The 13,111-nt window shown below is 62.4% G+C and carries 9 protein-coding genes; 4 read left to right on the plus strand and 5 right to left on the minus strand.

What is annotated here, in order from left to right; translation table 11 throughout:
* Positions 1–1,311, plus strand: coding sequence for a UDP-phosphate alpha N-acetylglucosaminyltransferase (locus ABID16_RS00890; RefSeq protein WP_354554262.1), 1,311 nt, complete (start codon positions 1–3; stop codon positions 1,309–1,311).
* Here ABID16_RS00890 and ABID16_RS00895 read toward each other — a convergent pair.
* The gene (locus ABID16_RS00895; RefSeq protein ID WP_354554266.1) at positions 1,254–2,261 is read right to left on the minus strand and encodes a glycoside hydrolase family 5 protein; all 1,008 of its coding nucleotides are present in this window, start codon (positions 2,259–2,261) and stop codon (positions 1,254–1,256) included. The genes ABID16_RS00890 and ABID16_RS00895 overlap by 58 nt on opposite strands.
* 18 nt (positions 2,262–2,279) lie before the next feature.
* Positions 2,280–3,416 (minus strand): glycosyltransferase family 4 protein, encoded by a 1,137-nt coding sequence (locus tag ABID16_RS00900; RefSeq protein WP_354554270.1) that lies wholly within the window; start codon positions 3,414–3,416, stop codon positions 2,280–2,282.
* A gap of 182 nt (positions 3,417–3,598) precedes the next feature.
* Between ABID16_RS00900 and ABID16_RS00905 the strand changes: the two genes are divergently transcribed.
* Positions 3,599–4,372 carry a sulfite exporter TauE/SafE family protein gene (locus ABID16_RS00905; protein ID WP_354554275.1) on the plus strand — a complete coding sequence of 258 codons (774 nt, stop codon included), beginning with the start codon at positions 3,599–3,601 and terminating at the stop codon, positions 4,370–4,372.
* A gap of 10 nt (positions 4,373–4,382) precedes the next feature.
* On the opposite strand, the gene ABID16_RS00910 is transcribed toward ABID16_RS00905, so the two are convergent.
* Positions 4,383–5,417: a DUF2793 domain-containing protein gene (locus ABID16_RS00910; RefSeq protein WP_354554279.1), complete on the minus strand. Its 1,035-nt coding sequence runs from the start codon at positions 5,415–5,417 to the stop codon at positions 4,383–4,385.
* Between the two features lie 206 nt (positions 5,418–5,623).
* On the opposite strand from ABID16_RS00910, the gene ABID16_RS00915 reads away from it, so the two are divergent.
* Together ABID16_RS00915 and ABID16_RS00920 are read left to right on the plus strand one after the other, a co-directional pair.
* A complete protein-coding gene (locus tag ABID16_RS00915) occupies positions 5,624–9,016 on the plus strand; it encodes a hybrid sensor histidine kinase/response regulator (protein WP_354554283.1) in 3,393 nt (1,130 codons plus the stop codon).
* Complete coding sequence (locus ABID16_RS00920) at positions 9,009–9,923, plus strand: response regulator (protein ID WP_354554287.1); 915 nt, start codon at positions 9,009–9,011, stop codon at positions 9,921–9,923. The genes ABID16_RS00915 and ABID16_RS00920 overlap by 8 nt, the downstream gene beginning before the upstream one ends.
* 198 nt (positions 9,924–10,121) lie before the next feature.
* On the opposite strand, the gene ABID16_RS00925 is transcribed toward ABID16_RS00920, so the two are convergent.
* Together ABID16_RS00925 and ABID16_RS00930 are read right to left on the minus strand one after the other, a co-directional pair.
* Complete coding sequence (locus ABID16_RS00925) at positions 10,122–11,759, minus strand: acyl-CoA synthetase (RefSeq protein ID WP_354554292.1); 1,638 nt, start codon at positions 11,757–11,759, stop codon at positions 10,122–10,124.
* A 205-nt stretch (positions 11,760–11,964) separates the two neighbouring features.
* Complete coding sequence (locus ABID16_RS00930) at positions 11,965–13,086, minus strand: branched-chain amino acid ABC transporter substrate-binding protein (protein ID WP_354554296.1); 1,122 nt, start codon at positions 13,084–13,086, stop codon at positions 11,965–11,967.
* Positions 13,087–13,111 lie beyond the last annotated feature (25 nt).

Here is a 13,111-nt window from a genome sequence, read left to right on the forward strand (position 1 = left end):
ATGGCGAGCCTGACGGGGACAGTTCCGCCGCAGCCGATAGGCGGGCGCGCGCCCGTCACGCCGGTCGAGCGGGGCGAGAGCCTCGCGCGCTCGCTTTATCTGCTGGCGATCATCGCCGTCCTCGGCGGGATGCTCAACAACACGTTCCTCTGCTTCGTCAATACGCGCATCTTCGCCGTGCGCGACAGCTATGTCATGCTGGGCGAGTTGATCTGCATTGGCTGCGCGCTGATCGTCGCGCTCGACCGCAAGGTTGGGCTCTATGTCAGTTTCAGCGTGTTCCTGGGCTACATGCTGGTGCTCTTTGCGTTCCGCCAGCAATTTGATCCCAAGCCGATCCGCGATATTCTGGTGCCCTTCGCCTTCTATTTCGCAGGGCTTCGTCTCGCCAATCTGCGCCTGGCCGATTTCCTCGTCGCATCCTCGGCGATCTTCGTCCTTGCCTTCGGCGTGTTCGAATATTTCGCGGTAGAGAAGTTCCTCGATAACTTCAACGTGCTGAGCTACTACCTCGCCAGAGGGTCGCTGACGCTGACAGATACGTTCGGGCATACGCGCGGCCTCTTTATCAGCGGTCTGAGACCTGAACCGCGAACGATATTGCCCTTCCTCGGTCAACACCGCGTGTCGTCGGTCTTCCTGGAGCCGGTATCGACGGGGAATTACGGGGTGATCATCTATGCCTGGGCGCTGTTCCGCAAGGAAATGCGGGTCTGGCGCTGGGTGACCTTCGCCTGCGCTTTGGCGCTCATCGTTCTCGCGGATGCCCGTTTCGGCCTTTATTCCTGCATTGCGATGACGCTGCTCAGGCCGTTCTTCCAGATCCTCCCGCGCACGATCTGGCTGGTCCTGCCTTTCCTGATCCTGACGCTTCTCACCATCTACGGACTTGTCAGCGGGACGCATGGCGGCCCCAACGACATCAGCGGCCGCCTCAACGTGACGGCGCATCTCATCACGCAGCTTGGGGCCGGGGTGATTCTCGGCGCCGAAGTGACGGACAAGTTCACGGCGGACTCAGGCCTTGCCTATTCGCTGACCCAATTCGGGCTAGCTGGTTTCGTCGGGCTTTGGGCGCTCTTCGTCTTCGCGCCGGGCAAGACGGCAAGAGCGTGGAACTTCCACAGCATGGCGATCATCTATCTGCTGCTTCTGATGATCATCTCCAATTCCGGCTATTCGCTGAAAACGGCCGGGCTTCTCTGGTTCATTCTCGGCACGGCGAACGGCGCGAGGCCGGAGGGCGAGGGGGCTCAGAACCCGGCGCAGGACTTGTCGCCCAATCCGGGACCGATGAGGCTCGCGAGCTGAGGGCGGTCGCCCTCCCTGGTGGGGGTGACGTTGTTGATTTCGGTCGCCGGCCACCAGTCGCCCGCCACCCAGTAGGTCCAGCCGATCCAGACATCCTTGGCCGTGTTCATCGCCTGCACCATGTCGGCAATGCCCTTGAGGCATTCGGGCTTGCCGCTGCCGCCGAATTCGCCCAGCACGCCGCGCCGCTTGTTGGCCCTTAGCCAGTCCGTCACCTTGTTGATCGCGGCAAGCGCGTCGTCGGCGCGCGGGCAGGTGTCATGCGTGCCTGAAAAATCGCTGTCGAGATACTGGTGGAATTCGAAGGCGAAATTGTCCGCCGGATCGGTGACCTTGATCATCTCCGCAGCACTTGCGCGCTCCCATTCGCGCGCCGAGGTCCATTCGACGCCGGGCACGAGGATGAGGTTCTTCGCACCCGTCTCGCGGATCGCGGCGACGGCGGCACTGGCGGCGGGCTGCCATTGCGTGGCGGGCATATGGAAGGGTTCATTCATCACGCCGAAATAGATGCCGTCCTGATTGGCGAATTCGTTCGCCACTCGACGCCAGAAATCGGCGAAATCGCCATAGGAGACGAACGGCGTGCCGATCTGGATATCGTCATAGGTGGCGAAATTGTGCGGGTCGATGATGACGCCGAGGCCTGCCTTGCGCATCTGAGCAACAGAGGTCTTCAGCCGGCCGAGTTCGTCCGGGTCGAGCTGCTGGTTGAGGACCGGCTGCAGGCGCTCCCAGAGGATTGGCAGGCGCACGGTGTTGAGCTTTTTCGAGGCGAAATAGTCGATGATCTTCTGCGACGGGTAGGTGTAATCGGTGTTGACCTTGGCGCCGCGGCCGTTGAATTCCGCGCCCGACAGGTTGATGCCGCGAAGGCAGGTGGCGCCGGCGGGGGCTGCGACGGACCCCGAAAGCAGAATGGCAAAAAGGCTCTTGGTCAGGGCGCGCATCGACATTTGCTCCAGGGTCTATCGTTTGAGGACGCGATCGTAGAGATCGGCATAGCGGCGGGCGACATGCGCCCAGGCATAGTCCGCCGCCTCTGTCATGGCGGTCGCGCGCGCGGTTTCGTCCGCGGCCCGCGCGTCGAAACTGGCGGCAATGGCGGCGGCGGCGGCTTTCGGGTCGATGAAATCGGCGAGACGCACCGTCTTGTGGCGCGCGGCGAGCGTCTGGTAGGCGTCGTTCGGCTGGAGAACCGGGATAAGCCCGGCGCTCATGGCCTCGACCGCGACAAGGCCAAAACCCTCATATTCGGAAGCCGAGACGAAGAGGCTCGTCTCGCTCATCAGACGCGCAATCTCCGCATTCGAGGCGTCGATCACCAGATCGACGGCGTGTTCCAACCCGTGCGCGGCGATCGCCTGCCGGAGATCGGCTTCGGTGAGATCGGAGGGGACGCCTGCGATGGTGAGTCGCCATTCCGGGTCGCGGTCGACAAGCGCGCGCATGGCGGCAATCAGCCTCGGCAATTGCTTGTTGGCCGAAAAGCGGCCGATGGTGATCATGCCCTTGACCGGCGTTCGGCTGGCGCAATCGGCGAATTTCTCGGTGTCCGTCCCGTTCTCGATCAGCGTGGCGCGCGGGCCGGCAATCGGCGCGAAGCGGGCAAGGTCGGACTGACTGCAGCAGACGAGCTCGCGATAGGCCGTGGTCGACAAGCGGGTCAAGGTGTTGAACCAGAGCGCCTTGATGGCGGCATAGTTCTTCGTGTGGAAGAAGCCGCCATGGGTGGTGGCGATCATCGGTTTGCGATGGATCATGCGGCCAAGGGCCAGCGCATCGAAGAAGAAGTCGACGGCGTGGACATGAACGAGATCGGCATCGGCGAGATGCCGAAAGACCTGCGGTGCGATGGGATAGCGCGTCGAACCGCGCCAGGGAATGCGGATAATCTCGATACCTGAAATCGTTTCACGGGCGGGCAACGTCTCGTCCCGTGCGACGAAGAGGCGGTCCAGCGTGATGACCCGCGTGCGGTAGCCGAGACCCGGCAATTGCAGGCACAGATTGGCCACGACATCCTCAAGCCCGCCGCGATTGGGCAGGAACTGTCTGACGACATGGGTGACGAGCGGCTGTGCATGGTGGATCGAGGGGGGCATTGCGGGCAGGGTCTCCGGACTTCGGCCGGATCATGCGCGTGAACGTTGAGAATTCGCTTAACCGCACCGTGGCAATGCGGGCAAAACGTACTGGAATGGTGAATATCGGCTTTACCCGTCCACTCAATCGATTAAAAGCAAATGAATAGGCTGCCTTGGGAGGGCGCCGGAGGAGAATTCGGGTGGAATTGCTGCACAATCCGGCCTTTCTGGTCGCTGCGTTTTTTGCCGTTGGCATTGCGGGCCTGTCCAAGGGCGGATTTGCCGGGGCGGGGATCATCGCCACGCCGATCCTGGCGCTGGTCATGCCTCCTGTTGAAGCCGCCGCGCTGATGTTGCCGATCCTGCTGGTGCAGGATGCTTACAGCCTCTGGACCTATCGCGGCACGATCGACTGGCGCAACATCGCCATTCTGCTGCCCGCAGCCGTGGTGGGCATCGCCGTGGGCTATTTTCTCGCCGCCTACATGTCGGAATTCATCATCAGCGCGGTCATCGGCGTCAGTTCCACCGTCTTCGCCATCCGCAGCCTGTTCTTCGCCAAGGCCGAACTCGCGCCGGCCAAGAAGGCCGACGTGCCGGCGGGGATATTCTGGGGTGCGATTGCCGGCTTCACCAGCATGATCCTGCATGCCGGTGGCCCGCCGTTCCAGATCTATGTTCAGCCGCAGAAGCTGGAACGCGATCTGTTCATCGGCACGAGCACCCTGTTCTTTGCCGCCGTCAACTGGATCAAGGTGCCGCCCTATCTGATGCTTGGCGAGTTGAACGTCGATATCCTCAAGGTCTCGCTGACGCTCGCGCCGCTGGCGCTGATCACCACCTATTTCGGCGTAAAGCTCGTCCGCCGCTTCTCGACGGAGAGCTTCTACAAGATCATTAATGTCCTGCTTCTTCTGGTCGGACTGAAGATGATGTGGTCGGCGGGCGTTGATATAGTCCGCTTCTACGCCTGAAACTCCTGGCTCAGAGCAAACGCAGGCTCAATTCATAAGCGGCAGGCCCCGTCTGCAGTGAAAGCGGGCCGCCGGCCATCAGCGCCACGGCGTCGCCTGCGCCAAGCGACAGGATGCCGGTGACGCTTGCCGTTGCCACCGGCGAGGTTGCGCCGCTCGCGCTCCAGCCGAGGCTGGAGGCGGTGCCATTGACGGCGACCGCAAGTGAGGCGGCTCCCGTTGCCTGAAGATTGGCGCGCATGGCGATCATGTAGAGCCCGGCCGCCGGTACGATCAGCGGCTTGCCACGCCCGCCCGAAAGCGTCGAGCCCAGCGCGAACCCGCCTTGCATGACGCTCATCGTATCGAAGCCGACAAGGTTGCCGGCGGAGAGCGTATGGCTTGCGCTTGCCAGTGTCGCGGAGACAAGGGGCTGGGCCGGCATGCGGACAATACCATCGCCGCCGATTTCCAGTCCGACAGTCCACGAACTGCCGTCCGGGCTTGCCTTGAATTGCAGCGCATCATTGCCAAGAAGTCCGATTTCCGCGCGGCCCGACCAGTTGGACTGGAAGAGCAGGGAGGCCGTGTCCGCGCTCGCCTGCTTGTTGAGCTTCATGCGGTGACTGTGGCCGGCATGGTTGAAGAGGGTCGCTTCCGAGGAGATGGCCAGCCGGTTGGTCGCGTCGGGCGTGGCGGAGACGCCCAGCCGGTCCATCACCGGGCTGGCGAGCGGATCGACCCAGCTCGTCCCGTCGAAGATGCGGGTGCGCCCGTCTGCCGCAAACAGAGCCCGCCAGCCGGCGCGGGGCACGAGGAAAATCCACGCGCCGTCGATGAAGAAGGCCAGCCGTCCATCCTTCCCCGCAAAGGCTCCCGTTCCGGAAGCGGCCACCAGATACAGCGCACCTTCCACGGGACTTGCGGGCGGTGCGGTGAGCGTCGCAACGATCAGCGCGTTCGTCGCTGCATCGAGAATCTGCAAAGCCTCGTTGTGTGTGATGTGCTTCATGGCCTGGGAGGGCAGGATATAGGGCAGCTTCAGGTTTGGTGTTGTATCGGTCATCGGAGCCTCGCGAGTATGTGATGCCGACAAGGCTAGAGCCGGCGGGCGAGGCGGGCAGGATTGCGGAGTGGGGCGCTGAAAAGATTGGGGGTTTCCGTATCGTCGTCCACGGCTTACGTCGTTTAACGTAACCGCTCGGCGCGCCTCGCGCTTGAACGCTCCCGCGCGACATGCTTTTGATATCCTATGCCAGTGAAGCGACAGACATGACAGCCAGACAGCGCATCATTCCCGTTCGGCGGGACTATAACCGCTGGGTGGCGAACCAGACGCTGGAAGACTATGCGCTGCGCTTTACCGCGAAAAGCGCGCGGCAATATTCCCCGGCGCGGATTTCTCAGACGGCGATCGGGGCGATTTCGTTTCTGGCGCTGGAAGCCGTCGGCGGGGCGATCACGCTCTCCTATGGCACCACGAATGCGATCTTCGCGACGGTTGCGGCCTGCGTGCTGTTGCTTCTCATCGGCATTCCGATCAGCCGCTATGCCATCCGTCATGGCGTCGATATCGATCTGCTGACGCGCGGCGCGGGCTTCGGCTATATCGGCTCGACGCTGACCTCGCTCATCTATGCGAGCTTCACCTTCATTCTCTTCGCCATCGAGGCGTCGATCATGACCGGGGCTCTGGAGCTGGCCTTCGGCATTCCGCCATTGGTGGGCTATGTCATCTCGGCGCTCGTCGTCATTCCGCTGGTCATGTACGGGGTGCGGCTCATTTCGCGCTTCCAGATCGTGACGCAGCCGGTCTGGATCGTGCTCAACATCCTGCCCTTCATCTTCATCGCCTTTGCCGATTGGCAGAAGGTGATCCTATGGCTTGGTTTTTCGGGCGTAGGGAACGCGCCTGCGGCCTCCGGGCAGTTCGCACCATTCCACATCGCGGAATTTGGTGCGGCCTCTGCCGTCATCCTCGGGCTGATGTCGCAGATCGGCGAACAGGTCGACTTCCTGCGCTTCCTTCCCGCAGGCCACAAACCGGCGACGCTCTGGCAGCGGTTCATGCGTTTCCTCGCCGGGCCCGGCTGGGTGGTGGTCGGCGCGCCGAAGCTGCTGGCGGGGTCGTTTCTGGCGGTTCTCGCGTTGTCGTCGGGCGTACCCGCCGGTTCGGCAGGCGATCCGGCGCATATGTATGTCACCGCCTTCGGCTACATGGTGCCGAACCACACGGCGGCTCTGGGGCTCACGGCGGCCTTCGTCGTCGTCTCGCAGCTCAAGATCAACGTCATGAATGCCTATGCCGGGTCGCTCGCCTGGTCGAATTTCTTCTCGCGGCTGACGCATAGCCATCCGGGGCGCGTCGTCTGGCTGTTCTTCAACGTGGCGATCGCGCTCCTGCTCATGGAACTCGGCATATACCGGCTGCTGGAGGAGACGCTGGGCGTCTTCTCGATCATTGCTGCGGCCTGGCTCTGCACGATTTCGGCCGATCTCTTCATCAACAAGTCACTCGGACTGGCCCCTCCCGGCATCGAGTTCAAGCGCGCGCATCTTTACGACATCAATCCGGTCGGCACCGGGTCGATGGTGATCACGGCGGCGATTGCTCTGGCTGCTCATTTCGGCGCCTTCGGTGATCTGGCGGCGTCTCTGGCGATCTATATCGCTCCGGTCGTCGCCTTCATTGCGGCACCCGCCATCGCCTGGGCGACGAAGGGAAAATACTACCTGGCGCGCAAGCCGCGGGCGCAGTGGAAAAACCTTTCCACCATCACCTGCTCGATCTGCGAACATCCGTTCGAGCCGGAGGACATGGCGTGGTGCCCGGCCTATTCGGCGCCCATCTGTTCGCTGTGCTGCTCGCTCGATAGTAGATGTCATGATCTGTGCAAGCCAAAGGCGCGGCTGAAATATCAGGTGGCGACGGCGGCGTCGGTAGTCTTGCCGGGCCCTGTGGTCGAGAAGCTTTCCACGCGGCTTGGTCGTTATCTGATGACGGCGACGGCGGCCATTGCGGCCATTGGTGGCATTCTGTGGATGATTGCGGCGCGGGCGAGCCGGGGAGCGCCGGAAACGGCGCATGTGGTGGATGACATCACCTTCGCCGTCTTCTTCGTATTTTCGATCCTGGCCGGCATCGCCGCCTGGTTCTTCGTGCTGGCCCATGATAGCCGCGTTGTGGCTGAAGAAGAATCCTCGCGGCAGAATGCGCTTCTGCTGCGCGAAATCGCCGCCCACCGGAAGACCGATGCGGCGCTTCAGGATGCGAAGGATGCGGCAGAATCCGCCAACCGGGCGAAGAGCCGGTATGTCGTGGGTCTGAGCCACGAATTGCGCACGCCGCTCAATGCCGTGCTCGGCTATGCGCAAATTCTCGAGCGCGACGCGACGATCCCGCAGCCGCGCCAGTCGGCGATCAAGGTGATCAAGCGCTCGGCGGAGCATCTCTCCGGCCTGATCGACGGGCTGCTCGACATTTCCAAGATCGAGGCGGGGCGGCTGCAGGTCTATCAGGGCGAGGTCAATATTCATGATTTCCTTGATCAGATCGTGGACATGTTCCGCCCGCAGGCGCAGGCCAAGGGCTTGGAGTTTCTGTTCGAACGTCAGCCGTCGCTGCCGCGCTATGTGCGCACCGATGAGAAACGGCTGCGGCAGATCCTCGTTAATGTCATCTCCAACGCGATCAAGTTTACCGACGAGGGCCGTGTCAGCGTGCGCGCCGACTACCGCAGTCAGGTCGCGACCTTCTCCGTTTCGGATACGGGGCGGGGAATTTCCGAGGCGAACCTGCCGCATATTTTCGAGCCCTTCCAGCGCGGCGATGCCGACAGTATCCGGCCGATGCCGGGGCTTGGGCTCGGGCTGACGATCACGCGGCTCTTGACCCATATGCTCGGCGGCGAAATCGCGGTGACGAGCAGGCCCGACGAGGGGACGACCTTTGCGATCAGGCTCGGCCTGCCGCCAGTCAGTCGTGCGGGCGCGGTCGAAAGCGCCGAGCGTTCCATCAAGGGTTATACGGGGCCGCGGCGGACGATCGTCGTCGTTGACGACAATGCCGATCATCGCGATCTCATGCTGGAAATCCTGCAGCCGCTTGGCTTCACCGTGCTGACGGCCGAGGGCGGGGGTGAGTGTCTGGCACTTGTGGCCGCGTGCACGCCTGATCTGTTCTTTGTCGATATTTCCATGCCGGGCATCAATGGCTGGGAGCTTGTGCGGCGTCTGCGGGAGGGGGGCACCCGCGCGCCGATCCTGATGCTGTCGGCCAATATCGGCGACGGGGCAAGTGCCGCAGGTGAGACCGGGCACGACGACACGATCGCCAAGCCCTTCGACATCAAGCAGCTTTACGTCAAGCTGCAATTGCATCTGAAACTCACCTGGGCTTATGACGACGAGGTGGACGAGGCGGCTGCGGAGGCCGGGGCGGACGTCTCGCCGATTCGCGCACCGTCGCCAGCGCAATTGCGCGAACTCGTGCAGCTTGGCGAAATCGGCTATATTCGCGGCATCGAGACGAAGCTCGCGGAGATGGCGGAAGACCCGGCTCATCGGCCCTTTGCCGAGGCACTGGGGCACTATGTGAAGGCATTCGACATGGCAGGCTATGCGCGCTTCCTTGAGGGCATGAAGTCGGAGGCTGCCGATGGCTGAGCCGCGCGATATCGTACTGATCGTGGACGATAGTCCGGAGGCTTTGGGTTTCCTGACCGATGCGCTTGAGCAGACGGGCTTTTCCGTGCTGATCGCGACAACGGGCCAGGCGAGCATCAATATCGCCGAAAGGATCACGCCGGATATCATTCTGATGGACGCCGTCATGCCGGGACTGGACGGGTTCGAGACCTGCCGGCGGCTGAAGGCGAATGCGGCGATTGCGCCCGTGCCGGTCATCTTCATGACCGGCCTGACCGAGACGGAGCATGTCGTGCATGCACTTGAGTCCGGGGGCGTCGACTATCTGACCAAGCCGATCAATATCGATGAACTCAGGGCGCGCATCCGGGTGCATCTCGCCAATGCGCGCTCGGCGCAGCATGCGCGGGTGGCGCTGGATGCGGCGGGGCGGCATCTGATGGCAGTGACGGCGGACGGCGAACTCAAATGGACGACGCCGCAGGCATCGAGACTGCTCAATCTCGCCTCCGGCAGCGACGCTGGACAGGCTGCCATAACCCGCGAAATCGCCCGCTGGCTGGGCGCACGAGGCCATGCAGGCTTCTCGACCGAAACGCCGCTCGCCATCGGCCTCGGCGATCGGGCGAGCCTGCATCTCAACTATCTCGGCGAGGTCGGCGCCAACGAAATCCTCTTCCGCATCACCTCGGCCAACAAGGAGGCCGACGACGAAATCCTGAAGCGGCAATTCGGGCTGACGGGGCGCGAGGCGGAGGTGCTTGTGTGGATTTCCAAGGGCAAGGCCAACCGCGATATCGGCGAGATTCTGGGACTCTCGTCGCGCACGGTGAACAAGCATCTCGAGCAGATTTATGTGAAGCTCGGGGTGGAGAACCGCGCATCGGCTGCAGTGAAGGCGGCGGCGATGCTGCATGAGGGGTAATCCTTCCTCTCCCCCTGTGGGAGAGGAAGCGATTTCAACATCTTAGCTTTAGCTAAGTGTTCGAAATCGCAGGTGAGGGGTTCTGACTTGGGCATATGCACCGAACACCCCCTCACCAAGCCTGCCGAACCAATCGCCTGCGGCTCTTGGGTCAGGCTATCCTCTCCCACAGGGGGAGAGGAGGGGCGGCGGATCACCTCACAACCCCTTCGCCTGTTCCCTCAGAATGAACTTCTGGATCTTCCCCGTAGATGTCTTCGGCAGTGAGCCAAACACGATGGTCTTGGGGGCCTTGAAGTGGGCCATGTTGGCGCGGCAAAACGCGATGAGGTCGGCTTCGGTGACGGTGGCGCCGTCCTTCAGGCCGACGAAGGCGCAGGGGGTTTCGCCCCACTTGTCGTCGGGCCTGGCGACCACGGCGGCCTCCATGACGGCAGGGTGGCGGTAGAGGATGCCTTCGACCTCGATGGAGGAGATGTTTTCGCCGCCGGAGATGATGATGTCCTTGGAGCGGTCCTTGATCTGGATATAACCGTCCGGATAGACGACCGCGAGGTCGCCCGAGTGGAACCAGCCGCCGCGGAAGGCTTTCTCGGAGGAGGAGGGGTTCTTCAGATATCCCCGCATGACATTGTTGCCGCGAAAGAAGATCTCGCCCATCGTCTCGCCGTCGGCGGGCACTGGTTCCAGAGTCTCCGGATCGGCGACCATGAGCCCGTCGAGCACGGTATAGCGCACGCCCTGGCGGGCCTTCAGCCGCGCCTTTTCGGAAATGTCGAGATCGTTCCACTCGTCATGCCACGCGCAGACGACGGCTGGACCGTAGGTTTCAGTCAGGCCATAGGCGTGGGTGACATCGAAGCCCAGTTCATCCATCGATTCGAGGATAGCAGCCGGCGGGGCCGAGGCGGCCGTCATGATCGAGACCTTGTGGCTGATCCCCTTCTTCATCGCGTCCGGCGCATTGGCCAGCAGGCTCAGCACGATGGGCGCACCGCAGAAATGGGTGACCTGCTCCCGCTTGATCAGGTCAAAGATCGGTTCGGCGCGCACGGCGCGCAGACAGACAGACGTGCCGGCGGCAGCCGCGATCGTCCAGGGGAAGCACCAGCCGTTGCAATGGAACATCGGCAGGGTCCACAGATAGACCGGATGCTTGCCCATGCCCCAATCGAGGATATTGCCGAGCGCGTTGATATAGGCGCCGCGGTGGTGATAGACGACGCCTTTCGGGTCGCCCGTGGTGCCGGACGTGTAGTTGAGGCTGATGGCGTTCCACTCGTCCGCCGGCCAGACCCATTCGTCGTTCTCGTCGCCCTCGGCCAGAAGGTTGTCATAGGTGTCGGAACCGATCTTGTGGCCGTCGGGCCATGTCGGGTCCTCGATGTTGATGATGGGAATGTCGCGCCCTGAAATGTGGAGCGCCTGTTCGGCGACGCCGGCGAACTCCGGATCGACAATCACCATCCTGGCTTCGGCATGGTTGAGAATGAAGGCGATGGCGTCCGCATCAAGACGGGTGTTGATCGTATTGAGCACCCCGCCGGTCATCGGCACGGCGAAATGCACTTCGAACATTTCCGGGATATTGCCGGCTATGACGGACACAGTCTCGCCGAGACCGATGCCGCGGCGCTTCAGGGCGCTCGCCACCTTGCGCACGCGCAGCCATGTTTCGGCCCAGGAGCGGCGGACGTCGCCGTAAACGACAGCAGTCTTCGTCGGATATATCGCGGCCGTGCGCTGAATGAAGCCCAGCGGCGTCATCGCACTGTAATTGGCGTCGTTCTTGTCGAGGTCGTGGTCGTAAATGCTATGCGCGCTGTGAATATTCATTTCGTCCTCCCAAAGCAGTCGTCGTGCATCGTCTTCAGCGAAATATGTCTCCTGATCTCGCGCCGATGCATCTCGTCCCTGACCGCATCTTCTATCCTCCCGATGCGGGGCCGTAACTACAACTTTGGGATGGATTCTGACAAAAGAAAAGGCCCGATGCGAAGCGCACCGGGCCCTTTTGGTCCATCACGACGGAAGGATCGGCTTAGAGGCCGGTTTCCTTGTAGGTGTACTTGCCGTCGGCGCCCTTGCCCCAGGTGTACATCGTGTAGTCCGGACGGGTGATGTCGCCCTTGGCGTCGAAGCCGATGTCGCCGATCACGGTCTTGAACGGACCCTTGGCCTTGGCGGCTTCAGCAGCAGCCGTGCCGTCGTTCTTGCCGGCAGCCTTGGCGGCCTGGGCGAAGATCTGGACGGCAGCATACGAGTAGAGCGTGTAGGCTTCCGGCTCGAAGCCAGCCTTGCGGAACTTCTCGACGGCGTCCTTGGCGTTCGGGTTGTTGCGCGGATCCGGCGGGAAGGTCATCAGCGTGCCGTTGACGGCGTCGCCAGCGATCGAAGCCAGTTCGTTCGAGGTGATGCCGTCGCCCGACATCATGGTTGCCTTGACGCCCTGGTCAGCCATCTGGCGCAGGATGAGGCCGGCTTCGGTGTGCAGACCGCCGAAGTAAACCATGGTGACGCCTGCGCCCTTCATCTTGGCGATGAGGGCGGAGTAGTCCTTTTCACCCGGCTGAATGCCTTCGTACATCACTTCCGTGATGCCGGCGCCGTTCAGAGCCTTCTTGGTTTCGTCAGCAAGGCCCTGGCCGTAAGGCGTCTTGTCGTGAACGACGGCAACCTTGGCGTCCTTGGCGTGCTTGGCGATGTAAGCGCCGGCAACAGCGCCCTGCTGGTCGTCACGGCCGCAGGTACGGAACGTGTTCCACAGGCCGCGCTCGGTGAACTTCGGGTTGGTCGAAGCAGGCGTGATCTGCATGATGCCGTTTTCGGCATAAACTTCAGACGCCGGGATTGAAACGCCGGAGTTGAAGTGACCGACGACGAACTTCACGCCGTCAGCAACGAACTTGTTGGCAACCGAGATGCCCTGCTTCGGGTCGGACACGTCGTCGCCGAGCTCGATGACAACCTTCTCGCCGTTGATGCCGCCAGCAGCGTTGATGTCTGCGACAGCCTGTTCGGCGCCCTTCTGAAGCTGCGCGCCGAAAGCGGCGTTCGGGCCAGTCAGGGGGCCAGCAACGCCGATGAGCAGGTCAGCCCGTGCAGCGCCGCTGTAGGCAACCATTGCGACCAGCGCAACGGCGGACAGAAGTGACTTTTTCATTCTGTAACTCCCAAATTCAAGCGGG

The organism is Limnomicrobium aquaticum, assembly GCF_040545545.1.
Lineage (GTDB): Bacteria > Pseudomonadota > Alphaproteobacteria > Rhizobiales > Rhizobiaceae > Ensifer_A > Ensifer_A aquaticum.

Coding starts and splice junctions, on each gene's coding strand:
- ABID16_RS00890 (WP_354554262.1), top strand. CDS start 1: ATGGCGAGCCTGACGGGGACAGTTCCGCCGCAGCCGATAGGCGGGCGC.
- ABID16_RS00895 (WP_354554266.1), bottom strand. CDS start 2,261: ATGCGCGCCCTGACCAAGAGCCTTTTTGCCATTCTGCTTTCGGGGTCC.
- ABID16_RS00900 (WP_354554270.1), bottom strand. CDS start 3,416: ATGCCCCCCTCGATCCACCATGCACAGCCGCTCGTCACCCATGTCGTC.
- ABID16_RS00910 (WP_354554279.1), bottom strand. CDS start 5,417: ATGACCGATACAACACCAAACCTGAAGCTGCCCTATATCCTGCCCTCC.
- ABID16_RS00915 (WP_354554283.1), top strand. CDS start 5,624: ATGACAGCCAGACAGCGCATCATTCCCGTTCGGCGGGACTATAACCGC.
- ABID16_RS00920 (WP_354554287.1), top strand. CDS start 9,009: ATGGCTGAGCCGCGCGATATCGTACTGATCGTGGACGATAGTCCGGAG.
- ABID16_RS00925 (WP_354554292.1), bottom strand. CDS start 11,759: ATGAATATTCACAGCGCGCATAGCATTTACGACCACGACCTCGACAAG.
- ABID16_RS00930 (WP_354554296.1), bottom strand. CDS start 13,086: ATGAAAAAGTCACTTCTGTCCGCCGTTGCGCTGGTCGCAATGGTTGCC.